General features: G+C 62.2%; 19 protein-coding genes and 1 pseudogene. 12 read left to right on the top strand and 8 right to left on the bottom strand.

All coding sequences use genetic code 11. The features are described from left to right. The first annotated feature begins 133 nt into the window (after window positions 1–133). From recC to J4D52_RS05665, 6 genes are all read left to right on the top strand, one after another. Window positions 134–3,586: an exodeoxyribonuclease V subunit gamma gene (gene recC / locus J4D52_RS05690; protein WP_102676222.1), complete on the top strand. Its 3,453-nt coding sequence runs from the start codon at window positions 134–136 to the stop codon at window positions 3,584–3,586. Continuing rightward, window positions 3,583–7,275, top strand: coding sequence for an exodeoxyribonuclease V subunit beta (gene recB, locus J4D52_RS05685; RefSeq protein ID WP_063428203.1), 3,693 nt, complete (start codon window positions 3,583–3,585; stop codon window positions 7,273–7,275). The genes recC and recB overlap by 4 nt, the downstream gene beginning before the upstream one ends. Further along, window positions 7,272–9,347, top strand: coding sequence for an exodeoxyribonuclease V subunit alpha (gene recD, locus J4D52_RS05680; RefSeq protein ID WP_063428205.1), 2,076 nt, complete (start codon window positions 7,272–7,274; stop codon window positions 9,345–9,347). Before recB ends, recD begins: the two co-directional genes overlap by 4 nt. Window positions 9,348–9,785: 438 nt before the next feature. After that, entirely contained in the window at window positions 9,786–10,364 is a 579-nt protein-coding gene (locus tag J4D52_RS05675; RefSeq protein ID WP_063428207.1) for a YfiR family protein, read from the top strand. After that, window positions 10,361–11,629: a diguanylate cyclase domain-containing protein gene (locus J4D52_RS05670; RefSeq protein ID WP_063428209.1), complete on the top strand. Its 1,269-nt coding sequence runs from the start codon at window positions 10,361–10,363 to the stop codon at window positions 11,627–11,629. Before J4D52_RS05675 ends, J4D52_RS05670 begins: the two co-directional genes overlap by 4 nt. A 4-nt stretch (window positions 11,630–11,633) precedes the next feature. Further along, window positions 11,634–12,137, top strand: a complete 504-nt coding sequence (locus J4D52_RS05665) for an OmpA family protein (protein ID WP_063428212.1) — start codon at window positions 11,634–11,636, stop codon at window positions 12,135–12,137. Between the two features lie 133 nt (window positions 12,138–12,270). On the opposite strand, the gene J4D52_RS30475 is transcribed toward J4D52_RS05665, so the two are convergent. The 5 genes and pseudogenes from J4D52_RS30475 to J4D52_RS05650 form a co-directional block, all read right to left on the bottom strand. Continuing rightward, the gene (locus J4D52_RS30475; protein WP_081251607.1) at window positions 12,271–12,693 is read right to left on the bottom strand and encodes a hypothetical protein; all 423 of its coding nucleotides are present in this window, start codon (window positions 12,691–12,693) and stop codon (window positions 12,271–12,273) included. Continuing rightward, window positions 12,662–12,934 (bottom strand): annotated as a pseudogene (locus J4D52_RS30470) (hypothetical protein); the annotation flags it as partial. The gene J4D52_RS30475 and the pseudogene J4D52_RS30470, both read right to left, overlap by 32 nt. A gap of 152 nt (window positions 12,935–13,086) precedes the next feature. Then, window positions 13,087–13,662: a hypothetical protein gene (locus tag J4D52_RS05660; RefSeq protein WP_063428217.1), complete on the bottom strand. Its 576-nt coding sequence runs from the start codon at window positions 13,660–13,662 to the stop codon at window positions 13,087–13,089. After that, a complete protein-coding gene (locus tag J4D52_RS05655; RefSeq protein ID WP_063428219.1) occupies window positions 13,643–14,914 on the bottom strand; it encodes a PAAR domain-containing protein in 1,272 nt (423 codons plus the stop codon). Before J4D52_RS05655 ends, J4D52_RS05660 begins: the two co-directional genes overlap by 20 nt. A gap of 230 nt (window positions 14,915–15,144) precedes the next feature. Further along, window positions 15,145–16,095 (bottom strand): LysR family transcriptional regulator, encoded by a 951-nt coding sequence (locus J4D52_RS05650; protein ID WP_063428221.1) that lies wholly within the window; start codon window positions 16,093–16,095, stop codon window positions 15,145–15,147. A gap of 153 nt (window positions 16,096–16,248) precedes the next feature. On the opposite strand from J4D52_RS05650, the gene J4D52_RS05645 reads away from it, so the two are divergent. The 4 genes from J4D52_RS05645 (at window position 16,249) to J4D52_RS05630 (ending at window position 20,087) form a co-directional block, all read left to right on the top strand. Continuing rightward, the gene (locus J4D52_RS05645) at window positions 16,249–17,775 is read left to right on the top strand and encodes a CoA-acylating methylmalonate-semialdehyde dehydrogenase (RefSeq protein ID WP_025809939.1); all 1,527 of its coding nucleotides are present in this window, start codon (window positions 16,249–16,251) and stop codon (window positions 17,773–17,775) included. Between the two features lie 11 nt (window positions 17,776–17,786). Further along, window positions 17,787–18,674: a 3-hydroxyisobutyrate dehydrogenase gene (gene mmsB, locus J4D52_RS05640; protein ID WP_063428223.1), complete on the top strand. Its 888-nt coding sequence runs from the start codon at window positions 17,787–17,789 to the stop codon at window positions 18,672–18,674. Between the two features lie 248 nt (window positions 18,675–18,922). Further along, window positions 18,923–19,321, top strand: a complete 399-nt coding sequence (locus J4D52_RS05635; RefSeq protein ID WP_063428225.1) for a hypothetical protein — start codon at window positions 18,923–18,925, stop codon at window positions 19,319–19,321. A 67-nt stretch (window positions 19,322–19,388) separates the two neighbouring features. Beyond that, window positions 19,389–20,087 carry a hypothetical protein gene (locus tag J4D52_RS05630; RefSeq protein WP_063428227.1) on the top strand — a complete coding sequence of 233 codons (699 nt, stop codon included), beginning with the start codon at window positions 19,389–19,391 and terminating at the stop codon, window positions 20,085–20,087. Between the two features lie 122 nt (window positions 20,088–20,209). Here the strand turns inward: J4D52_RS05630 and J4D52_RS05625 are convergent, their stop codons facing one another. Further along, on the bottom strand, window positions 20,210–20,560 hold the full coding sequence (locus J4D52_RS05625; protein WP_023969491.1) for a cupin domain-containing protein: 351 nt from the start codon (window positions 20,558–20,560) through the stop codon (window positions 20,210–20,212). A gap of 266 nt (window positions 20,561–20,826) precedes the next feature. On the opposite strand from J4D52_RS05625, the gene kynB reads away from it, so the two are divergent. Beyond that, complete coding sequence (gene kynB / locus J4D52_RS05620) at window positions 20,827–21,468, top strand: arylformamidase (RefSeq protein WP_063429354.1); 642 nt, start codon at window positions 20,827–20,829, stop codon at window positions 21,466–21,468. Window positions 21,469–21,575: 107 nt separating this feature from the next. After that, window positions 21,576–22,430: a tryptophan 2,3-dioxygenase gene (gene kynA, locus J4D52_RS05615; protein ID WP_063428229.1), complete on the top strand. Its 855-nt coding sequence runs from the start codon at window positions 21,576–21,578 to the stop codon at window positions 22,428–22,430. Between the two features lie 197 nt (window positions 22,431–22,627). On the opposite strand, the gene J4D52_RS05610 is transcribed toward kynA, so the two are convergent. Further along, on the bottom strand, window positions 22,628–24,025 hold the full coding sequence (locus J4D52_RS05610) for an amino acid permease (RefSeq protein ID WP_063428231.1): 1,398 nt from the start codon (window positions 24,023–24,025) through the stop codon (window positions 22,628–22,630). A gap of 73 nt (window positions 24,026–24,098) precedes the next feature. Then, window positions 24,099–25,118 carry an anthranilate 1,2-dioxygenase electron transfer component AntC gene (antC, locus tag J4D52_RS05605; RefSeq protein ID WP_063428233.1) on the bottom strand — a complete coding sequence of 340 codons (1,020 nt, stop codon included), beginning with the start codon at window positions 25,116–25,118 and terminating at the stop codon, window positions 24,099–24,101. Window positions 25,119–25,130: the final 12 nt, after the last annotated feature.

Below are 25,130 nucleotides of genomic sequence, written 5' to 3'. Positions count from 1 at the left end.
GTTGGGGTTTTGTTTTTGTGCGACAAAAAATGCCTCATCCCTCGCAACACTCATGTTGGTCCTCTCAGCTGTCACCGCTGCGCGACAGTGCTAAGGTTCGGCCCTAGCTTTTGCATTTTCCAAGGAAGCCCTTATGCCGGACGCCATGTCCCTCAGCGCTGGTTTTATGGTGGTTCACGGTAACCGCCTGGACGAATTGCGCAGCCTGGTGGTCAGCTGGATGCGGCGTTATCCCTTGGCGCCTCTGGAGAATGAGATCGCCCTGGTGCAGAGCAACGGCATTGCCCAATGGCTGAAGCTGGCACTGGCTGAGGATCCCGAGGAAGACGACATGGGCGGCTGCGGCATCGCCGCCGCCATCGACGTGCAACTCCCCGGCAGTTTCATGTGGCAGCTTTATCGCATGGTGCTGGGACGGGATGAAATTCCGCCTAAATCCCTGCTGGATAAAGCGCCGCTGACCTGGCGCCTGATGCGGCTCTTGCCCGAGCTGATCGATCAGCCTCACTTCGAACCGCTGCGACGCTTCCTCACTCACGACACGGATCTGCGCAAGCGCTATCAATTGGCCGAGCGCCTGGCTGACCTGTTCGACCAATATCAGGTCTATCGTGCCGACTGGCTGGAAGACTGGGCCGCAGGACGGCATCAGCTGCGCAGTGCTCGAGGCGAGCCCAAGGCCCTGACCCCCGCCAACTGCTGGCAGGCCGAACTGTGGCGTGCATTGTTGCTTGATGTGGGAGAGGAGGGCATGGCGCAGAGTCGCGCCGGCGTTCACCAACGGTTCATCGAACGCATCCTCAGCCTGGAAACGGCGCCCCAGGGATTACCCTCGCGAGTGATCGTTTTCGGGATTTCCTCTCTGCCGGCACAAGCCCTTGAAGCCCTGGCCGGATTGGCCCGCTTCAGTCAGGTCCTGCTGTGTGTGCACAACCCTTGTCGTCACCATTGGGCGGATATCGTCGCCGACAAGGACCTGCTGCGCCATCAATACAAACGTCAGGCGCGCAAGGCGGGAATGCCCGCAGTGCTTGACCCGCAGACCCTGCATCAACATGCCCACCCGCTGCTCGCCGCCTGGGGTAAACAGGGCCGTGACTACATCAACCTGCTCGACAGCTACGACGATCCCAACAGCTATCGTTCGGCCTTTCGCGACGGCCGTATCGATCTGTTCAGCGAGAGTCAGCCGCAGACCCTGCTGAACCAGCTGCAGGACGATATTCTCGAATTGCGCCCGCTGGAGGAGACCCGTCAGTTATGGCCGGCGGTCGATCTGCAGCAGGACAAGTCGATCCGTTTTCACATTGCCCACAGTGCCCAGCGCGAAGTGGAGATTCTCCACGACCAACTGCTAGCGCGCTTCAGTGAGGACCCCGAATTGCGCCCGCGGGATGTGATCGTGATGGTCCCTGACATCGACAGTTACGCGCCGCATATTCGCGCGGTCTTCGGCCAGCTGGAGCGTGACGATCGGCGTTTCATTCCATTCACCCTGACGGACCAGGGCCAGCGTGGCCGTGACCCACTGCTGATTGCCGTGGAGCATCTGCTCAAGCTGCCGGACAGCCGTTTCCCCGTCAGTGAAATCCTCGACTTGTTGGACGTCCCTGCATTACGCGCACGTTTTTCTGTGGATGAAGCCGATCTGCCGACCTTGCATCGCTGGATCGAAGGCGCCGGCATCCGCTGGGGCATGAACGCCGAACAACGGGCCGACCTGGGACTGCCAGAAGAACTGGAGCAAAACAGTTGGTGTTTCGGCCTGCGCCGCATGTTGCTGGGCTACGCCGTGGGGCGCTCCGATGCCTGTGAGGGAATCGAGCCTTACGATGAAATCGGTGGCCTGGACGCGGCACTGATCGGGCCGCTGGTGGCCTTGCTCGATGCACTGGAGACGGCGTATCAGAACCTCACCTTGCCGGCTTCGCCGCCGCAGTGGGGCGAGCGCCTGCAAGCCCTCACGCAGCAGTTCTTCCTGGCCAGTACCGAGCATGACGACTATCTGCTGAGCCAACTTGAAGACTTGCGCGAAACCTGGCTGGAAACCTGCGAGTCGGTCGGCCTGCACGATGAGTTGCCGCTGACCGTGGTCCGCGAAGCCTGGCTGGCCGGCCTGGACCAGGGGCGCTTGTCCCAACGTTTCCTGGCTGGTGCGGTGAATTTCTGCACGCTGATGCCGATGCGTGCGATTCCATTCAAGCTGGTATGCCTGCTGGGGATGAACGACGGTGACTACCCGCGGGCACAACCGCCGCTGGACTTCGACCTGATGGGCAGCGACTACCGGCCCGGCGACCGCTCGCGGCGCGAGGACGACCGTTACCTGTTGCTGGAGGCACTGCTTTCGGCGCGGGATCAGTTGTACGTCAGCTGGGTTGGTCGCAGCATTCGCGACAACAGCGAACGTCCGGCCTCGGTGCTGATTGGCCAGTTGCGCGATCACCTGGCCAGCGGCTGGAAGTTGGCGAATGACCAGGACGACCTGCTCGACGCCATGACCCAGGAGCACCCACTGCAACCTTTCAGTGCCCGCTACTTCCATGAAGGCAATGGGCTATTCAGCTATGCCCGGGAGTGGCAGCTGTTGCACCAGGCTCAAGCGGCTCCTCAAACAGTCGAGCTTCTGGCGCCCTATGTCCAGGAAGAGCCTTTGAGCCTGGGGCAGTTGCAGGATTTCCTGCGTAACCCGGTGCGGCACTTCTTCAGCCAGCGTCTCAAGGTGTTCTTCGAGGCGGCCGACGCACCCTTGGCCGACGAAGAACCTTTTGTGCTCGACGCGCTGCAACGCTACAGCCTGAGCGATAGTCTGTTGGAAGCGGCGTTGAACAGCGTCGATGACCCGGACCAGGCCTTGCAAACCCAGGCGCAGCGGCTGCAGGCCAGCGGTTTGCTGCCCATGGTCGGTTTTGGCGAGAGCCTGCAAAGAGAGCTGATTGAGCCCTTGCCGGATTTGCTGATGCGCTATCGGCAATTGCTGGAGCTATGGCCAACGCCGGTCACCAGTGCCTTGCCAATTACCCTTGAACTCAAGGACGTGAAGCTCGAAGGCTGGCTGAGCGGCCTGCATCAACGCAGCGATGGCGGGCTGCTGTCGGTCACTACTATCCCCAACAGCATCGGCTCGCCCAAGACCCGCAAGTGGCACCGCTTGACCCGGCCCTGGGTCAATCACCTGGTGGCCTGTGCCAGCGGCTATACCTTGACCACTGCGCTGGTGGCCAGCGACGACACCTTATTGCTGCCACCTCTGGACCGCGATTCGGCGTTGCAGAGTCTCGGCGACCTGCTGCTGGCCTGGCAGGCGGGTATGTGCCAGCCGCTGCCGGTAGCCGTGAAAACCGCTTTTGCCTGGCTGGGCCAGAGCGACCCGGGCAAGGCCGACGCGGCGGCGCGCAAAGCTTATGAGGGCGACGGCCAGACCAGCGATGGCGAGCGTCGGGAAAGCCCGGCCCTGGCGCGCCAGTACCCGGACTACAACGCACTGATCGCCGACGAAACCTTCAGTGGTTGGGTTGATGTCTTGTACCGTCCACTATTACAGGCGCCCTGGCGCTCCGCGGCCAATGGGGAGTCTGACGCATGACCCGGCAAGCACCTTTGGCCCTGGCGTTCCCGCTACGGGGCAGCCAACTGATCGAAGCCAGCGCCGGTACTGGCAAGACCTTTACCATCTCGGCGCTTTACCTGCGCCTGGTGCTGGGGCACGGCGGCGAGCAGGCCGGGTTCGACCGCGAGTTGTTGCCACCGCAAATTCTGGTGGTGACCTTTACCGACGCGGCAACCAAGGAACTGCGCGAACGGATCCGCACCCGCCTGGCTGAAGCCGCGCGCTTCTTCCGCGAGGAAACCACCGCGCCTGACGCGCTGATTGCCGAGTTGCGCGATCAGTTCGCCGCCGAGCAATGGCCGGGTTGCGCCAGCCGCCTGGATATCGCCGCGCAATGGATGGATGAGGCTGCGGTCTCGACCATCCACAGTTGGTGCCAGCGCATGCTGCGCGAGCACGCGTTCGACAGCGGCAGCCTGTTTACCCAGACCCTGGAAACCGACCACAGCGATCTGCTGGGCGAAGTGTTGCGCGACTACTGGCGCCTGTTTTGCTACCCGATGCAGGGCGATGCCCTGAACTGGGTACGGGCCAACTGGGGCGGGCCCGCGGCCTTGCTGCCCAGGGTGCGGGCGCTGTTCGGCAGCGAGCGTGAAGTGGACCAGGAGCAGACGCCAGCACAGCTGATCGAAGCCTGCCTGCTGGAGCGCCGCGCCGCCCTGGTGCAGCTCAAGGCACCCTGGCTGCAATGGGCTGCGCAGTTGCGGGAGATCTGCTTGCAGGGCGTCGCCAGCAAGGCGGTCGATGGCCGCAAGATGCAGGCGCGTTACTTCGAGCCCTGGTTCGAAAAGATCACGGCCTGGGCCGAAGACGAATCCATAGAGCAATTGGATATCGGCACCGGCTTCAGTCGCCTGACCCCCGAAGGCATGGCCGAGGCCTGGAAGGGCGATGCGCCGGATCATCCCGCGCTGGAGGCCATGGCTGGGCTCAAGGCCACGCTCGATGCCTTGCCGAGCCCTGACGCCGCGGTGTTGCAACACGCCGCGCGCTGGGTCGGCGCGCGCTTCGAGGAGGAGAAGCGTCGGCGGGCCGAGATGGGCTTCGACGACATGCTGTTGCGCCTCGACGCGGCGTTGCAGGCCGAGGGCGGCGAGCGTCTGGCGACGCTGATTCGCGAGCAGTTTCCGGTGGCCCTGATCGACGAATTCCAGGATACCGACCCGGTGCAGTACCGGATCTTCGAAAGCATCTACCGCATCGAGGACAACAACCCCGAGACCGGGCTGTTCCTGATCGGCGACCCCAAGCAGGCGATCTACGCCTTCCGCGGCGCGGACATTTACACCTACCTGCGCGCTCGCCAGGCCACCAGCGGCCGTTTGCACACCCTGGGTACCAACTTCCGTTCCAGCCACGCCATGGTCAAGGCGGTGAACCATGTGTTCGAGCGTGCCGAGCGCCGTGAGCAAGGACGCGGCGCGTTCCTGTTCCGGGAGAAAAGCGGAGAGAACCCGGTGCCGTTCCTGTCGGTGGCATCGCAGGGGCGCAAAGAGCAGCTACAGAGAGAAGGGCAGGTGGTACCGGCGCTGAATATCTGGCACCTGGCCACGGAGCAAGCCATTTCCGGTGCGCTGTACCGGCAGCAACTGGCGGCGGCCTGCGCCAGCGAAATCGTCGCCTTGCTCAACGGCGGGCAGCAGGCCAGCGCCGGTTTCGCCCGTGACGGCCAGCCCTTCAAGGGGTTGCTGCCGGCGGACATCGCCATTCTGGTCCGTGATGGCAAGGAGGCTCAGGCCGTGCGTGGCGAGCTGGCCGCACGCGGAGTGCGCAGCGTGTACCTGTCGGACAAGGACTCGGTGTTCGCCGCCCAGGAAGCCCAGGACCTGCTGGCCTGGCTCAAGGCCTGTGCCGAACCGGATATCGAGCGTCCGCTGCGTGCCGCGCTGGCCTCCATCACCCTGAATCTACCGCTGGTTGAGCTGGAGCGCCTGAACCAGGACGAGCTGGCCTGGGAGAGCCGGGTCATGCAGTTCCGCGGTTATCGCCTGATCTGGCGCACCCAGGGTGTGCTGCCGATGCTGCGGCGCCTGCTGCATGACTTCCAGTTGCCCCAGGCCTTGATCGCTCGCAGCGATGGCGAACGGGTCCTGACCAACCTGTTGCACCTGTCCGAACTGTTGCAGCAGGCGGCTGCCGAACTGGATGGCGAACAAGCGCTGATCCGCCATCTGGCCGAGCACCTGGCCTTGTCCGGGCAGGCTGGCGAAGAACAGATCCTGCGCCTGGAAAGCGACGAACAGCTGGTCAAGGTGGTGACCATCCACAAGTCCAAGGGCCTGGAGTATCCGCTGGTGTTCCTGCCGTTCATCTGTTCGGCCAAGCCGGTGGATGGCAGTCGCCTGCCGCTGCACTACCACGATGAGTCGGGCAAGGCCCAGGTGACGCTGCGGCCGACCCCGGAGCTGATTGCCCAGGCCGACGACGAACGCCTGGCCGAGGACCTGCGCCTGCTCTACGTGGCCCTGACTCGCGCCCAGCATGCCTGCTGGCTGGGTGTCGCCGACCTCAAGCGCGGCAACCACAACAGCTCGGTGTTGCACCTCTCTGCCCTGGGTTACCTGTTGGGCGGCGGTGCGCTGTTGAGCGAGTCGAGCGGTCTGGCTCGCTGGCTGCAAGACCTGCAACAAGGCTGCGAGGCCATGAGTGTCAGGGAAATGCCCAGCGCCACCGACAGCTGCTTCCATCCACCGCGCAACGACGCCACCCTGTTGGCGCCCCTGGCTCCCAAGCGGCGTGCCGCGGAAAACTGGTGGATCGCTTCCTATAGCGCCCTGCGCATCAGCGACAGCCTGGGGGCCGGTAGTACCGAGGCGCCGGAAAGCCCGCAGGCGCAGAAACTCTTCGACGACGAACGCCTCGACCCCGATGCCCCACGTGAAGTCGTGGCCAGCGGCGCGGACATCCATCGGTTCCCCCGTGGACCGAACCCCGGGACTTTCCTCCATGGCCTGCTGGAATGGGCCGGTGATGAGGGTTTTGCCGCCGACCCCGCTGCCATCGAGGATGCCATTGGTCGTCGCTGCAATCGCCGCGGTTGGGAAGGCTGGATTCGCACATTGAGCGACTGGTTGCGGCACCTGTTGCAACTGCCTTTGCCAGCCGGAGCGGGACGATCACCGGTGGTGCTCGCGCAATTGACCCAGTATCGGGTCGAGATGGAGTTCTGGTTCGCCAGCCACAAGGTCGATGTGCTCAAGCTCGACGAACTGGTGCGCCAGTACACCCATCAAGGCGTGCCGCGGGTGACCGCCGAACCGGTACTGCTCAATGGCATGTTCAAGGGCTTTATCGACCTGACCTTCGAGCATGAAGGGCGTTATTACGTGGCCGACTACAAATCCAACTGGCTGGGCGTGGATGACGCCGCCTATACCGAGCAGGCCATGGAACAATCGATTCTCGACAACCGTTACGACCTGCAATACGTGCTGTACCTGCTGGCCCTGCATCGCCAGTTGCGGGCACGCCTGGCGGACTACGATTACGACCGGCACATGGGCGGCGCCCTGTATCTATTCTTGCGCGGTACAGGCTCGGCCAGCCGCGGCGTGTTTTTCACCCGGCCACCCCGTGAGCTGATCGAGCGCCTGGACCGCCTGTTCCAGGGCAAACCCGAGCAGCCCAGGGCCGAGCCGGCGTGGGAACAGGGAGTATTGCTGTGATCGAGGACCTGCTGACGCCACTGCAACCCCAGCCCCAGTCCGACCTGGCGCCCCTGGTACGGGCCGCCGATCTGCTGCTGTTGCTCGATCGTTGGGTCGAGCGCGGCTGGCTACGCGCCCTGGACAAGGCTTTTGTAGGCTTCCTGCATGAACTGGAGCCGCAAGGCGATCCTCTGGTGCTGATGGCCGCTGCATTGACCAGCCATCAACTGGGCCACGGTCATGTCTGCCTGGACCTGTTCGAAACCCTCAAGGAGCCGGATTTCGCCCTGTCCCTGCCGCCGGAAGGCGATCTGCAAAGCACCGCGGCGGTGCTGCCGTCGCAGGTGCTGGCGACGCTGGACGGGGCGCACTGGTGCAAGGCTCTGGCGGCCAGTCGCCTGGTGGCGCTGGCGGCCGACCAGAGCGAGCAGGCCCGCCAGCGGCCCCTGGTGTTGTCGGGCAAGCGCCTGTATCTGCGCCGCTACTGGGCCTATGAGCGGCGCATCGACAATGCCTTGCGCCAGCGCCTGGCGGTGCAGGAGGAAACCCCCGAGGACCTGGCCGAGCGCCTCGGCGGCTTGTTCGGCGCGGCCAAGGCGACAGGGCCGGTCGACTGGCAGAAGCTCGCCTGTGCCCTGGCCACTCGTGGTGCCTTCAGCATCATTACCGGTGGGCCCGGTACCGGTAAAACCACCACTGTGGTGCGCCTGCTGGCCTTGCTTCAGGCGCCGGCTGTCGAAGCCGGCAAGCCTTTGCGTATCCGCCTCGCGGCACCCACCGGCAAGGCGGCGGCGCGTCTGACCGAATCCATCAGCTTGCAAGTGCGTTCCCTGTCGGTGGATGACAGCGTGCGTGAGAAAATTCCCAGTGACGTAACCACCGTGCACCGGCTGTTGGGCAATCGTCCGGGTACCCGACACTTCCGTCATCACGCCGGTAACCGCTTGCCGCTGGATGTGCTGGTGGTTGACGAAGCCTCGATGATCGACCTGGAGATGATGGCCAATCTGCTCGACGCGTTGCCGGTGCACGCGCGCCTGGTGTTGCTCGGGGACAAGGATCAACTGGCCTCGGTGGAAGCCGGCGCGGTGCTCGGCGATCTGTGCCGCGACGCCGAGGCCGGCTGGTACAACCCACAGACCCGCAGCTGGCTCGAGGCCGTCAGCGGCGAACAGTTGGCGGACAGCGGTCTGCAGGAAGACAACGCCGGCACTCACCCACTGGCCCAGCAGGTGGTGATGCTGCGCCACTCCCGGCGCTTCGGCGAAGGCAGCGGCATCGGCCAACTGGCGCGCTGGGTCAACCAGCAGCAGGCCGAGGAAGCGCGTCGTCTGTTGGCCGCTCGCAGTCACGCCGACCTGTATGGCTTGAGCCTCAAGGGCGAGCAGGACCGCGCCCTGGAGCGCTTGCTGCTGGAGGGCCATGGTGACGGGCCGCAGGGTTATCGGCATTACCTGAGCCTGCTGCGTGGCCAGCGCCCGCCCGCCGGTACGGCGCTGGAAGATCCGCGCTGGACCGCCTGGGCCCGCGATGTACTGCAGGCTTTCGACCAGTTCCAGTTGCTCTGCGCGGTGCGCAAGGGACCTTGGGGTGTCGAGGGGTTGAACCAGCGGATCACCGCCGCCCTGTTCAAGGCGCGGCTGATTGAAAGCGATCAGCAGTGGTACGAAGGTCGTCCGGTGCTGATGACCCGCAACGATTACGGCCTGGGCTTGATGAACGGCGATATCGGCATTGCCCTGAAACTGCCTGAGCACGAAGGCACGCAGGACGGGCGCCTGGTGCTGCGGGTGGCCTTCCCGCGCAACGACGGCCAGGGTGGTGTGCGTTTCGTGTTGCCGAGCCGGCTCAACGATGTGGAAACCGTGTACGCCATGACCGTGCACAAATCCCAGGGCTCGGAATTCGCCCACACCGCGCTGATCCTGCCCGAAGCGCTGAACCCGGTGCTGACCAAGGAGCTGATCTACACCGGCATCACCCGAGCCAAGGACTGGTTCAGCCTGATCGAGCCGCGGGCTGGGGTGTTCGAAGAGGCGGTGCGGCGCAAGGTCAAGCGTCTGAGCGGGTTGATGCTCGACCTGGGTTGAGCATCGGGCATCAGATCAGTGGCGCCCCCCGATTCCAAGGCGATTGTCCCGCAGAAAAGGCCGAATTCGCCGTGTTGGCGAGCTTGCAAAGGGCTGCGGGCTTCCCTACCGTCGAACCCGCCGCCAGCAGTTCATCGATTGCCTGGTTCGCTGGCGCCATAACCCTTGAATGCGCGGAATATTTCCAGTTGCATCGGCTAACCTCAAAGAGGTCTTGGTTCCGCAGCGGCACATGGCCGAGGGCGATGCAGGCGGCTCATTCTGACGCTGATCTTGGGTGGGCAAAATGCAGGCTATGAAGAACAGGAAGACTCAAATTGGAACTGCGTTTTTTTCTGCCCCGATAGTCCGCTCCGCATGCCTGGGAGCCTCGCGGCCATTTCACCGGCTGTGCTATCGTTGCGGCATCATTGTATGAAGATCAAAGAGAATCCCTGCATGAACGTGGCTGTCTCGGCGACAGAGCGCTTTTCGGGCTGGAGGCAGGTACTGCTGTCCGCCCTGGTCTGTCTGCTGAGCACTTTTGCCGTCGCGCAACCCGAGCCTGCCGCTGTCAGCCTGGCGGACCAGCGCGCCAAGGCAGTGACTCAAGTGGTTCTGGGCATCCTCAGTTATGCACGCTGGCCGGTGGAGCCGGCACAGCTGCGTCTGTGCGTGGTGGGGCCGACCGAATACACCGACGACCTGGTCAAGGGTACGACCCAGGCCACCGGTCGCCCGGTCCTGGTGCGGCGCTTGCTGGCCGACAACCCGACCATCGTCAGCGAGTGCGATGCGGTGTACATCGGCAAGCTGACCGACGACCAGCGCGCCCGCCTGTTCACTTCCCTGGTCGGTCATCCGGTGTTGAGCATCAGCGAGGGCGGCGACCAGTGCACGGTCGGCAGCCTATTCTGCCTGCGCGTCAGTGACAATCAGGTGTCATTCGAGGTCAACCTGGATTCGGTGGCCCGCAGTGGCGTGCGGATTCATCCAAGCGTGCTGCAACTTTCCCGTCGTCGACCGGCGGCGCCATGAGCTTCTTCAAGTCGCCTGCTCGCCCTACATTGCGTTCGGTCATTGGCCGCGGGCATCTGATTGTCGCCCTGCTGGCCATTTCCATGGCCAGCCTGTCCCTGACATTGCTCGGGGTGCTGGCGTTGCGGGTGTATGCCGATCACAACCTGCACCTGATCGCGCGTTCGATCAACTACACGGTCGAGGCAGCGGTGGTGTTCAACGACAGCGCCGCGGCGACCGAGGCCCTGGCCCTGATTGCCTCCACCGAAGAGGTGGCCGATGCCCAGGTACTCGACGCCCGGGGCCGCGTGCTGGCCCACTGGGAGCGGCCAGAAACCGGTTTGCTGACCGATCTGGAAATGCAGATCGCCCGCGCCTTTCTCGAGAAGCCCATCACGGTGCCGATCATGCATCAGGGCCAGGAAATCGGCAGCATCGCCTTGACCGGGCACGGCGGCAGCCTGCTGCGCTTCTTGCTCAGTGGGCTGGTGGGGATTGTCCTGTGCATCGCGGTGAGTGCCTGGGTGGCGCTGTACCTGGCGCGCCGTCAGTTGCGCGGCATTACCGGGCCGCTGCGCAGCCTGGCCGATGTGGCCCATGCCGCGCGCCGCGAGCGGGCATTCGACGTACGGGTGCCGCCGGCGGAAATTGCCGAGCTGGACAACCTGGGCAACGACTTCAATGCCCTGCTCGATGAGCTGGAAGCCTGGCAAACCCATTTGCAGAGTGAAAACGAAACCCTGGCCCACCAGGCCAGCCACGACAGCCTGACCGGGTTGCCGAACCGGGCGTTTTTCGAGGGCCGGCTGATCCGCGCATTGCGCAGCGCCAGCAAGCTCAACGAACGGGTGGCGGTGCTGTTTCTCGACAGCGACCGCTTCAAGGGCATCAACGACAACTTCGGTCACGCCGCCGGCGATGCGGTGCTGATGGCGGTGGCGTCGCGGGTGCGGGCACAGTTGCGCGAGGAAGACCTGGTGGCGCGCCTGGGGGGCGACGAGTTCGCCATTTTGCTGACCCCGCTGCACCGCATCGAGGACGCCGAGCGTATCGCCGAAAAAATCATCGCCAGCATGGAGATGCCGATTGCCTTGCCAGGCAGTACTTCGGTACTGACTTCGCTCAGTATCGGTATTGCCGTCTACCCTGATCATGGCACCACCCCGGGTGCTCTGCTCAACGCCGCCGATGCGGCGATGTATCAGGCCAAGCGTGTCTCTCGAGGCGGGCAACACACTGCGGGGTCGGAGCCCCCCGTCGTTCACGTTCAATCCAGGAGCTAATTCTTTGTTTTCACTGACTCGACCTTTCTTGCGACTTTTCACCACCGGCCTGCTGCTGGCGCTGCTTTCATTGACCGGCTGCCAGAGCGTGCCGCCCAAGGGGCTGACCCCGCAGCAAGTAGCGGTGCTCAAGCAGGAGGGCTTCGAGCTGACGGATGAGGGCTGGGCCTTCGGCCTGTCCGGCAAGGTGCTGTTCGGCAGCGATATCGAGACACTGAATGCCGCCAGTACCGAGATCGTCGAGCGTATCGGCAAGGCCCTGGTCAGCGTGCACATCGACAAGGTCCGGGTCGATGGCCACACCGATGCCTCGGGCAAGGAGACCTATAACCAGCAACTGTCCCTGCGTCGGGCAAAAAGCGTGAGCAAGGTGCTGGTGGCCACGGGCATGCGCGAAGAAAACATCCAACTGCGCGGCCTCGGCAGCAGCGAACCGGTGGCCTCCAACACCACGGTGGCCGGACGTACCGAAAACCGTCGCGTTTCGATCGTGGTCATCGCCGACTAATCGGCAAACACCATCCCCCGGGTCTGCCCCATCAGCAGGCCCTGATTCTGTTTGGTCACGTTGCTGATGTAGTCCCAGAACAGGGTGATCCCGCTTGAGTTTGCAGTTCTTCGCGGCGTTGTTGGCAGGAAGCTTAGGGCCGGAAAGGATCAGGCTCGCCCGGGCATTGTTTCAAGCGGGAAATGACGTCAGGGCCGGTTTTTGAGGTGTCGACTCTCCCTGTTGCATCAAGGTAGATATCTATCTTTCTTCCCCATTTGGGAGTGATATCGATACATCTCTGAGCACCCTTCTCGGTTCCCCAAAAGAACACCATGAAAAACTCTGCGTTAGGGAAGATATGACCAGTGTCTACCGTGGCTTGGCCTGGAAGAATCCTCTCCCTATAAATGCGATGCTGCGTGTCCCATATTGAGCGCAGTTCCTCGGTCCCCTCTTTGGAGTAATGAACAATTACGCTGGGGGTCGCGGCATACCAAAACGCCAAAGGAGCCAGTAAGAGGAATAGAACTATGTAGCGAGTCTTAAATTTTTTTGCATGTGTGGACACGGACACCTTCCCCCCATTGTTCTGGTGCGACTGCAAGGACTTCGGCCATTATCATTTCTGCCGTGATTCCACCGTTAGGATGCTGACTAAATAGCTTGATGCCGATACTGATTGATATCCGATCTGGGGCGTCATCCCAAGCGCGAAGCCCGTCAACGCCTTCTGCGCGCTGCGGCCCCTTCCGTTTCTGCTCCTCCTTTGGAGTTGACGCCATCTCCTGCAATTTCCTTAGCGAGTCCGAGGCAATAGCTGATCCGCGGGAGAAAAACTCGGCTCCTTGTGGAGCTTTGCGAACCTAGCAAGTGGCGATGGGCAAGGCTTTAGGAGGATTCTGAACTTGGATGGAGTCTGGTGACCTCATAGCGGCACTGGTAGAGAACAATCGGCAAACTGATGCCTTTACTGTGGAGCAGGGCAGCTCTTGATGGCGGCCTGGAGCGCCTTGGCGTAGTCCACGTATGTTTTGGGGTCATAGGGTTCGGCGGTTACTTTGAAGCTGGATTTGCCGTAGTAGCTGATTGACTGGTCTACCTCCACAGCCCATGACCGGCCAGCGTGCTGGGCGACCAGATAGAACGCATGGGAATTCAAGTCGCTGCTCTCATCCAGTGCGGAGTAGAGATAGCGCAGATTCTTATACCAGTCGCGAATGCCCGTAACAGCCCTCAATGCCTCCTTGGCAGGCTGCTCGTCTACCTCTTTCAGGAAGGCATTCCCAATGGTGAGTCTCCCTGCACTTTCCAGTTCGGAGAGCGGGACTGGCAGCGGCTCACGGCTGATCAGTCGCGAATACTCGCAGTCGAACACCCAGCGGCCGGTCTTCACGTAATCGTCGGCATAGATCACTACACCGTTGCCCAAGTCCGTCTTGTATACACTCGTCATTACCTTGAATCCGTAGTTGGCCGCCATCAGCAGCAAAGGAGAAATAATGGTGAAGGCTATCCAGAAGCCTTTACTTCGGTAGAAACTCAAAATGGCCTCCTGGTACGCCAATAGGCGTGTCGCCTGAGATCACAGGGTTGATGGCCCCCATGGTCTGATAGGTGAACCTATGTTTCTTGTGAGATAGCTTTCGCTCGTCCTTCAGTGTGCCCCATTTCCTACACCATTCTTTCCCAGGTGCTGCGTTGTCACTAATTCCGCAAAGATCGCCCATGCGGCGCTCTTCGAACGAACCCCAGGTGTTCTTGTAGTCCGAACGCCTAACAAAGGCATGCACTTTGATCCGCAGGTGGTTGGCCAGCAACTGCGCCAGACTTTCGTTGGTCTGTGGAAAGAACTGGATGCCATCTTCGACAGGGAAGTCCGACCGATTGCCCATACCGGTCCTACAGGCGTAGCTGTTGATCTGCGCCGAACTGGCAAACGCCGAAGGTGAAATCTTGTCGTAGCTCAGTACGTCCAGGGACATTTGGAAGTCCCCGGCAAGCTGATAGCCGAAGGCGATCCGATGCGGCACGCCGTGGCTGAACAGCGATAAGTGTTCGATGGGTGATTGCTTGCGGTCCTTGCCTTGGTTCAGGTAGTCGATCAGCTCCTGGGCGTCCGTCACGGTGACAACACCAGCACCATAGCCTTTGGCAGATCCACGTGCCGCACTGAGCATTGCTTCACTGTACGACGGGGTGAATATTACCAGCGTGCGCGTCAGGTCAGGTTTGCTGCGTTTGAACTCGGCCAGTTCGCGCACGGCTTGGCCGATGAACATCATTTGGTTGCCCGAGCTTTTGTCGTGCTGGCTTCCGGCGATTGCGATTAGCTCGGGAGTCAGCGGTTCCTCAGGGGCTGTTGAGGAGGAACTGCCAGGTTGTACCAGAGCGCCCGAGAGCAAAGCACGCTGCTCCAGCTGTGGATCGGCCAACAGGGTAGCCATCTTCTCATCATCTACAGAGCCATCCGGCCTGATTGCCCCGAGCGCCGCGAAGTTGATGATGGCAGCCCCAGGAGTGGGCCCCATGACAAAGCCACCGAAGGTGTCACCCGACCCCGTGATGATCGTCCCACCGTGACTGGTAGGGCTCCCCAGGTGGGCCATAGGGCGACCATTCAGGAGGATCGAGGGAAACCCCGTGGTGATGACGGCACCACAGCCGCAAGTGTCACCCACACGGGCCGCGCCCATGGAGTTGATATTGATGTCGGAGGAGGCTGAGGCAATCGGGGTGGTACCGTGACCGGGAAGAGGGCAGACGTGTTTGTCGCCCAGGCGAGCAGAAGAGAGCATTTTATCGTCCCTGCGTTGACTGATCCGCGAGGCTCTTTGTAGAGCTTTGCGAACCTAGCAAGTGGCGATGGGCAAGGCTTTAGGACGATTCTGAACTTGGATGGAGCCTGGTGAGGCTGAGAGTCTGGTCGGAAAGTCTGAATGATCAGCGCATTGTGCCTACGTGTGCTGGTTCCTCCGTAGGCTCTCGCGTTGGCAAAGGCCTGCTGCCCTCCTGATTCCTCGTATGACTATGAATCCGCAAACACCATCCCCCGGCTCTGCCCCATCAGCAGGTCCTGATTCTGTTCGGTCACGTTGCGGATGTAGTCCCACAGCAGGGTGATCCGCTTGAGCTTGCGCAGGTCCTCGCGGCAGTACATCCAGAACTGCCGGGTGATGTCTATTTCCTTCGGCAGCACTGGCAGCAGGCGTGGGTCCTGGGCTGCCAGGAAGCAGGGCAGGATCGCCAGCGAGCGCCCTTGCTGCGCCGCCACGTACTGGGCGATGACGCTGGTGCTGCGCAGGTTGGCGCTGGCGCCGGGCAGCACATTGGCCAGGTACAAGAGCTCCGAACTGAACGCCAGGTCGTCCACGTAGCTGATGAATTGATGCTCGCTCAAGTCCGCAGGGCGGCGGATCGGTGGGTGCTGGTCGAGGTATTCCTGGGTCGCATAGAGCTGCAGGCGGTAGTCGCAGAGCTTGCAGCAGACATAGGGGCCATGTTCCGGGCGCTCCAGGGCGATGACGATATCGGCTTCGCGCTTGGACAGGCTGATGAAGTGCGGCAGCGGCAGGATGTCCACCGAGATCGCCGGGTAGGCGTCGACGAAATGGCTCAACTGCGGGGTGATGAAAAAGCTGCCGAAACCTTCGGTGCAGCCCATGCGCACATGGCCGGACAGGGCCACGCCCGAGCCTGAAACCTGCTCGCAGGCCATGTGCAGGGTGCTTTCGATCGACTCGGCATAACCCAGCAGGCGTTGGCCCTCGGCGGTCAGGACAAAGCCGTTGGTCCGGGACTTTTCGAACAGCAGGGTGCCCAGCGCGCCTTCCAGCGAACCGATGCGCCGCGACACCGTGGTGTAGTCCACTGCCAGGCGCTTGGCCGCGCTGCTGGCCTTGCGGGTACGGGCCACTTCGAGGAAAAACTTCAGGTCGTCCCAGTTCAGCGAGCCGAGGGATGTGATGTTTTTTTGCATGATGGACCGGCTTTTATGTGCGTTCTTATTAGAAGTTTGCACATCTATACTCCAAAAACAGTCCGACAACCAACTCGCGACGCACGCCTCATTTCAAGGCGGTCCCACGCCTTGGCTCCCTGCATAAGAACCTCAAGAAGTCAGGAGACCCGTATGAACGCATCCCTCAATCCCGACGGCACCACTTTGCAGCAGGTCAAGCTGCTGATCGACGGTCAGTGGGTCGAATCCCGGACCAGCGAGTGGCACGACATCACTAACCCGGCCACCCAGCAGGTGCTGGCCAAGGTGCCTTTCGCCACGGCGGATGAAGTCGACGCCGCCATCGAAGCTGCGCAGCGCGCCTTCCAGACCTGGAAACTGACCCCGATCGGCGCGCGGATGCGCATCATGCTCAAGCTGCAGGCGCTGATCCGCGAACACTCCAAGCGCATTGCCCAGGTGCTTAGCGCCGAACAGGGCAAAACCATCGCCGATGCCGAAGGCGACATCTTCCGCGGCCTGGAAGTGGTCGAGCATGCCTGCTCGATCGGCAGCCTGCAGATGGGCGAGTTCGCCGAGAACGTCGCCGGTGGCGTCGATACCTACACCCTGCGCCAGCCGATCGGCGTCTGCGCCGGGATCACCCCGTTCAACTTCCCGGCGATGATTCCGCTGTGGATGTTCCCGATGGCCATCGCCTGCGGTAACACCTTCGTCCTCAAGCCTTCGGAGCAGGACCCGCTGTCGACCATGCTGCTGGTGGAACTGGCGCTGGAAGCCGGGGTTCCGCCTGGCGTGCTCAACGTGGTGCATGGCGGCAAGGACGTGGTGGACAAGCTGTGCACCCACCCGCACATCAAGGCGGTGTCGTTCGTTGGCTCCACGGCGGTGGGCACCCACGTCTACGACCTGGCGGGCAAACACGGCAAGCGCGTGCAGTCGATGATGGGCGCGAAGAACCACGCCGTGGTGCTGCCCGACGCCAACCGCGAACAGGCGCTCAATGCCCTGGTTGGTGCCGGTTTCGGCGCGGCCGGCCAGCGTTGCATGGCCACCTCGGTAGTGGTCCTGGTGGGCGCGGCGAAACAATGGCTGCCGGACCTCAAGGCGCTGGCGCAGAAGCTCAAGGTGAATGCCGGCAGCGAGCCGGGCACCGATGTTGGGCCGCTGATTTCCAAGCGCGCCAAGGAGCGTGTGCTGAGCCTGATCGAAAGCGGCATCAAGGAAGGCGCCAAGCTGGAATTGGACGGTCGCGACGTCAAGGTGCCGGGTTTCGAGCAGGGCAACTTCGTCGGCCCAACCCTGTTCTCCGGGGTGACCACCGACATGCAGATCTACACCCAGGAAATCTTCGGCCCGGTGCTGGTGGTGCTGGAAGTGGACACCCTCGACCAGGCCATCGCCCTGGTCAACAGCAACCCCTTCGGCAACGGCACCGGCCTGTTCACCCAGAGCGGCGCGGCGGCCCGCAAGTTCCAGACCGAAATCGATGTCGGCCAGGTCGGGATCAACATCCCGATTCCGGTACCTGTGCCGTTTTTCAGCTTCACCGGTTCCCGCGGTTCCAAGCTGGGCGACCTGGGCCCTTACGGTAAGCAAGTGGTGCAGTTCTACACTCAGACCAAGACTGTCACCAGTCGCTGGTTCGACGATGACAGCGTCAACGATGGCGTGAACACCACCATCCATTTGCGTTGAGGAGTCGGCTCATGAAAATCGCATTCATCGGTCTGGGCAACATGGGCGCACCCATGGCGCGCAACCTGCTCAAGGCCGGGCATCAGTTGAACCTGTTCGACCTGAACCAGGCCGTGCTCAAGGAACTGGCTGAACTGGGCGGCAGCATTAGTACCTCGCCGCGCGCCGCCGCCGAAGACAGCGAGCTGGTGATCACCATGCTGCCGGCCGCGCCCCATGTGCGCAGCGTCTGGCTGGGTGACGATGGGGTGCTGGCGGGTATCGCCCGTGGCACGCCGGCGGTGGATTGCAGCACCATCGACCCGCAGGCCGCCCGCGACGTGGCCGCGGCCGCCGCCAAGCAAGGCGTGGCCGTGGCCGATGCGCCGGTATCCGGCGGTACCGGCGGCGCGGCGGCAGGCACCCTGACCTTCATGGTCGGCGCCAGCGCCGAACTGTTCGCCACCCTGCAGCCGGTGCTGGCGCAGATGGGCCGCAATATTGTGCACTGCGGTGAAGTGGGGACCGGGCAGATCGCCAAGATCTGCAACAACCTGCTGCTGGGCATTTCGATGATCGGCGTCAGCGAGGCCATGGCCCTGGGCGATGCCTTGGGGATCGACACCAAGGTGCTGGCGGGCATCATCAACAGCTCCACCGGGCGCTGCTGGAGCTCCGACACCTACAACCCCTGGCCCGGCGTGATAGAGACCGCACCGGCCGCCCGCGGCTACACCGGCGGCTTCGGCGCCGAGCTGATGCTCAAGGACCTTGGGCTGGCCACCGAGGCCGCCCGCCAGGCACATCAGCCGGTGGTACTGGGCGCCGTGGCGCAGCAGCTGTACCAGGCCATGAGCCAGCGCGGGGAAGGGGGCATGGACTTCTCGGCTATCGTCAACAGCTATCGCAAGCCGACCTAGGCCCTACCAAGCCTGCGCTCTTTAAAGAGCGCAGGCTTCGCCAGCCTTTGTGAACGCTGCAAACTTTCCGGGACTCACGTCGGGTGGGCTCCCGGTTTTTTGCACGTGTATCCGGGGGCATGTGGATTTGGTGCGCGCTCGTAGTAGCACTGCGAAATCACTGGCTATTCCCGTTATTCTGATCGGTTACAAGTGGGCTCTTGATGGCGATCTACAGTCAATCTGAATGCCACAGGGAGGGCTGAAAGATGATTGATGAACTGACGCATGCCAAGGAGATTCTGGCCGCTCAAGAGCAGAAATACCGCAGGTCAGCTTTCAAGTGGAAGCTTGGCTACAGGACCCTCTTGATCATCTCGGCAGTTCTAGCTTCCGCTGCGGCAATCGTCTCGAAGCTACACTTTATCGAAAGTAAGGAAACTGCCGCCGACTTGTCATCAATCTTGGCGGGCGCTGCGGCTGTGGCCATGACCATCATTGCTTCGCTGGATTTCGAGTCGAACTTCCGCATAAATCGACGTTCTCGTCATCAGGTCCAGCTCCTGCTGCTCGAGGCGCAGAAGTCCCAGGTTAAAGCGGATACTTTGCTGGATGGGCTGAAGGACGTAGTCAACCGTCGTACTCTTGAACTGGACAAACCTGATTGATCTTCGCTGTAGAGAGCATTAGGGGTAAGCCGACTCATGAGCGCTGAGCTTCGACAGGAGAGCCAATATGACAATGGAAGAGCAGATCGCAAGGCTGGAGTCAGAGGTAGCGAAGCTCAAGGATCGGGGAAAAGACGGTTGGGACAAGTTTGGTGTCGCCTGCTCGGCGCTGATACCGATCGCCATTGCCGGTGTGGGTGGGTATTACTCCTACCATTCTCAGCACACGGCTACGGCGGTGGCGGATATTCGGGCGGCGGCCGAGTCAAAAATCAAGCAGGCTGAACTGGTCTCGAAGTTTTTCGAGCCCTTGATGGGTAACGATCCAAAGCGAAGCGAATTTGCCGTGCGGGCGCTTCTGGTGGCGGCCCCGGACTATGGTCCGACCCTGGTTCGTGTCGTCGCCGAAAATACCAGGGCGCCCGCCGAGGCGGCCTATGCAAGCGATGCTCTGAGCGAGCGACGGGATGCGCTGATCAGGCAGATGTTCAGTGATGATGCTCGTCAGCGAGTGGACGGCTACCAGCAGTTGCTGGCGTCTTGGGGAAGCGACGAACTCTTGATCCCAGCGGTCATCGCCTATGGCAGTGGCAATACGTCCAATGGCAATGGTATTTACAACTCATTGGTACTACTGAGTCATATGCAACGCGACACCATTCAAAAGCGTAAGGTCGACATCATCGCCTTCACTAAATTGGTGGAAGGAAAGGGCGATAAAATTCGCGAGCGTGCGGATGTCCTGCGTTCACGTCTTGGGGCCTGAGGCCTGGTTTTTGAGGTTTTCAGGGGGGCGGTCCGGCTGGTGAAAGGAAGAGAAGCAGTTCCTCGATAGGGATTGCAGCAACCTGTATCGAAGCATTTGTTTCTCTCCTTTCCGGATATTCGTTAAGCAAAAACGAAATACTTGCGCACGGTCTCCACCACTTCCCAGGTGCCTTTCATCCCCGGCTCGACCACGAAGATATCGCCGGCGCGCAGGTGGATAGGTTCCATGCCGTCCGGGGTGATCACGCAGTAGCCTTCCTGGAAATGGCAGTACTCCCATTTCACGTAGTCCACGCGCCATTTGCCGGGCGTGCAGATCCAGGTGCCCATGATCTTGCTGCCGTCTTCGCTGGTGTAGGCGTTGAGGTTGACGGTATGCGGGTCGCCTTCGAGTTTTTCCCATTTGCAGGCATCAAGCACCGGCAGCGGGTGAGTGTCGCGCAGAACGGTGATGGGGGCAGTCGCGGTCATGAGGACTCCGGGGTCTTGGCTGAGAACTGAAGTCGCACCCTATAGCGCCCGGCGCCCGGTCAGTTGTCTGTACTCGACATCGGGGTGCCCAGAAACGCAGTATCCGCCCGCGAAGTGTTGCCGGGGTTTGCATTGAAATTTCCAAGCGTGAATCAGTGATTTCCTGGCAGTTCTTGCGAAAGATTCGGCGGTCGCCGGAGCATTTCGCAAGAATCTTCACGGGCATCGCTCGTATGATTCAGGTCGAAGTGGCCGAGAGCAGCGCTATGAACACAACCCCAAGCTGGTGGGACATCAGCCCGCCCCTGAGTACCGCGACCCCGATCTGGCCCGGCGACACGCCGTTCCAGGAAGAGCGGGTCTGGCAGTACGGACCCGAGTGCCCGGTGAATGTCGGGCGCATCACCCTGTCGCCGCACACCGGTGCCCATGTCGACGCGCCGCTGCATTACAGCGCCGATGGCGCGCCGATCGGCGAGGTGCCACTGGACGTCTACCTCGGCCCGTGCCGGGTGGTGCATTGCCTGGGCTGTGGCCCGCTGGTATTGCCCCAACACCTGGAAGGCCACCTCGACAACCTGCCCGAGCGGGTGCTGTTGCGCACCTATCGCCAGGCGCCGTTGAGCACCTGGGACCCGGACTTCAGCGCCGTGGCCAAGGAAACCGTCGAGCTGCTGGCCAGCCACGGCGTGCGCCTGATCGGCATCGATACCCCGTCCCTCGACCCGCAGCAATCGAAAACCATGGATGCCCATAACGCTGTGGCCCGCCATGGGCTGGCGATTCTCGAAGGCATCGTGCTCGACGAAGTGGCCGAGGGCGACTACGAACTGATCGCGCTGCCCCTGCGTTTCGCTCATCTGGATGCGAGCCCGGTGCGCGCCATCCTGCGGCCTTTGCCGCGATAATTCCTACAATAGTATTTACAACAACAAAGCTTCGACCCCGCGCGCCCTCGATCAAGACTGGCACCGGGTGATCGATCAGCCGCGACCTGACATGAGGAGCCCACGCGATGAGTCAATGTCCCTATTCGAGCAACCCGCCGCCCGATGGCTGGCATAACGCCGAGCTGAATTTTTCCAATTCCATGAGCTACGGCGACTACCTGGACCTGGAGCGCATCCTCAATGCCCAGCACCCCTTGTCGCCGGACCACAACGAAATGCTCTTCATCATCCAGCACCAAACCTCGGAGCTGTGGATGAAACTGATGCTGCACGAGCTCAATGCGGCTCGCGAGCATGTGCATCAGGGGCAGTTGCAGCCAGCGTTCAAGATGCTGGCGCGGGTGTCGCGGATCTTCGACCAGCTGGTGCATGCCTGGGCGGTGCTGGCGACCATGACCCCGTCCGAGTACAAGTCGATCCGGCCCTACCTGGGGCACTCGTCGGGCTTCCAGTCGTTCCAGTACCGCGAGATTGAGTTCATCCTCGGCAACAAGAGCGAGACCTTGCTGCGTCCCCATGCCCATCGTCCGGAACTGCTCAAGGAACTGGAGCTGGCGATCGCCACGCCGTCGCTGTACGACGAAGCCATCGGCCTGATGGCCAAGGCCGGCCTGGCCATCGACCCCGAGCGCCTGGCCCTGAACAGCAAGGCGCCGACCCAGCATGACCCGTCGGTGGAAGCCGCCTGGCGCGAGGTCTACACCGACCCGTCGCGCTACTGGGACCTGTACCAGTTGGCGGAGAAATTCATCGACCTGGAGGATTCCTTCCGCCAGTGGCGCTTCCGCCATGTGACCACGGTGGAACGCATCATCGGCTTCCAGCCCGGCACCGGCGGCACCGAAGGCGTCGGTTACTTGCGCAAGATGCTCGACACCGTATTGTTCCCCGAGCTGTGGCGCGTGCGTTCGACGCTGTAAGCGACAGGCCAATAAAAAGGCCCGGCATTCATCGAATGCCGGGCCTTTTTATTGGCTGAACACGTGGCGTTGTAATCAGGGCCACCCTGTCATCACCAATCGCGGGCAAGCCTCGCTCCTACGGTAACGACGTTCATCGCGAGCAAGCTCCGTTTCTGTAGGAGCGAGGCTTGCCCGCGATGGGCGCGCCGCCGTTGTCAGGCCACCGCCCGAGTACCAGTCCTGGCCACCCGCATGCGGTAGAACACCCAGATCAGCGCGACCCACACCGGGATGGCGTAGACCGAAACCCGTATCCCGGGAATCATCAGCATCACGCTGACGATCATCAGCATGAAGGCCAGGCACAGGTAATTGCTGAAGGGGAACCAGAAGGTCTTGAACGACGGTACTATGCCTTGCTGGCCCATGGACTTGCGGAACTTCAGGTGGGTCAGGCTGATCAGCGCCCAGTTGATCATCAGGGAGGCAACGACCAGGGCCATCAGCAGTTCCAGCGCTTCCTGCGGCGCCAGGTAGTTGACCACCACGCAGAGCAGGGTGATCAGCGCCGAAACGCCCAGGGCCAGCAATGGCACCCCCTGTTTGTTCAGCTTCATCATCGCCTTGGGCGCGTCGCCCTGTTCGGCCAGGCCGTAGAGCATACGGCTGTTGCAGTACACGCCGCTGTTGTAGACCGACAGCGCCGCGGTCAGGACCACGAAGTTGAGGATATGCGCCGCGGTGTCGCTGCCGATCAGGGCAAAGATCTGCACGAACGGGCTGCCGCTGTAGGAGTCGCCGGAAGCGTTGAGGGTCTGCAGCAACTGGTCCCAGGGGTACAGCGACAGCAGCACAGTGAGGGCGCCGACGTAGAAGATCAGCACCCGGTACACCACCTGGTTGATCGCCTTGGGGATCACTTTGCGCGGTTCGCTGGCCTCGGCGGCGGTGATGCCCACCAGTTCCAGGCCGCCGAAGGAAAACATGATGAAGGCCATGGCCATCAGCAGGCCGGTGCCGCCATTGGGGAAGAACCCGCCGTGGCTCCACAGGTTGCTCACCGCGGCCTGCGGGCCGCCGCTGCCGCTGGCCAGCATGTAGCAGCCCAGGGCGATCATGCCGATGATGGCCACCACCTTGATGATGGCGAACCAGAACTCGGCTTCGCCGAAGAACTTTACGTTCATCATGTTGATCAGGTTGACCAGCACGAAGAACACCGCCGCACTGACCCAGGACGGGATTTCCGGCCACCAGAACTGCACGTACTTGCCCACGGCCGTGAGTTCGGCCATGCCCACCAGCACATAGAGCACCCAGTAGTTCCAGCCGGCGAGGAAGCCGAAGTAACCGCCCCAGTACTTGTGCGCGAAGTGGCTGAAGGACCCGGCCACCGGCTCCTCGACGATCATTTCGCCAAGCTGGCGCATGATCAGGAAGGCGATGAACCCGGCAATCGCATAACCGAGGATCATCGAAGGGCCGGCGGACTTGAGCACGCCGGCGGAGCCAAGGAACAGGCCGGTGCCGATCGCCCCGCCCAGGGCAATCAGCTGAATATGGCGGTTCTTCAAGCCACGCTTGAGTTCGCCGGGTTTCAGGATTTCATCCACTAATCACGCTCTCTTCTCATTGTTATCGGATCTGTCCGTGTTCGCGGCCAGATCGCGGCTGACTGCGGACGGATCAGATATTACTCTCGGTGAACTTCTCGTAATACAGCTGAACGCTCTCAAGTCGCTGATCTTGCAACCAGTTCTTGATCGACTCGACCATCGGTGGCGGTCCGCAGACGTACATGTCCACCGGACTATCGCGCAGTTCGGCGCAGTCGAAATGCTCGGCGATATAGCCGCGCTTGCCCGGCCAGTCCGCCGTCGGCTCGCTGATCACCGCAGTGTAGCGAAAGCCCGGCAGCTGGCCGGCATAGGCCTCGATACGCGCGGTTTCGCACAGGTCGGCGACGTTGCGCACTCCGTAGTACAGGTGCACCGGCTGGGTGCAGCCGTCGGCGACCAGCTGTTCGAGCATCGCCAGCAGCGCCGACAGCCCGGTGCCGCCGGCCACCAGTACCAGCGGCCGGACGATATGGCGCAGATAGAAGGCCCCCAGCGGCGCCTCCAGCTCGATACGGTCGCCGACCTGGCAACGTTCGCGGATGTAGTTGCCCATGGCCCCGTCGGGCAGCAGGCGCACGAGGAATTGCAGCTGCTGGCTGCCCGAGCGGTTGGCGAACGAGTAGGAGCGTTTGCTCGAAGTGCCGGGGACCGACAGCCGGGCGTATTGCCCTGGCAGGAAGTCCAGCGCCGCCTGGTCCTGGTCGAGTTGCAGTTGCAGGATCGCCGTGCTGTCGGAGACCTGGCGCACCTCGCTGACCGTAGCGCCCAGCTGTGCGGGCCCCGCGGCGCTGCACAGGCTGGAATCGAAATCGAAGTAGAAGGTGGCATCGGACTGCACCCGGGTCTGGCAACTGAGCATCTTGCGTTGCTCCAGGTCCGCGCTGGAGAGGGCTTCCTCGTCCACGTAGTCCTGGCTGTAGGTGCCCGATTCGCAGCGGCCCTGGCAGGTGCCGCAGACACCTTCGCGGCAGTCGAGGGGGATCTTGATGCCGTTGCGCAGGGCGGCATCGAGCAGTATTTCGTTGGCGTGTACGGGGAAGAACAGCGTCTTGCCATCGGCAAAGCTGAACGCGACCTTGTGGTTCATGCCCGGTCTCCG

The organism is Pseudomonas sp. GW460-12-10-14-TSB1 (genome assembly GCF_017349775.1).
In the GTDB taxonomy this organism is placed as follows: domain Bacteria; phylum Pseudomonadota; class Gammaproteobacteria; order Pseudomonadales; family Pseudomonadaceae; genus Aquipseudomonas; species Aquipseudomonas piscium.
Note: the sequence above shows the minus strand (reverse complement) of the source record. Positions and strands in the feature narration are given on the sequence as shown.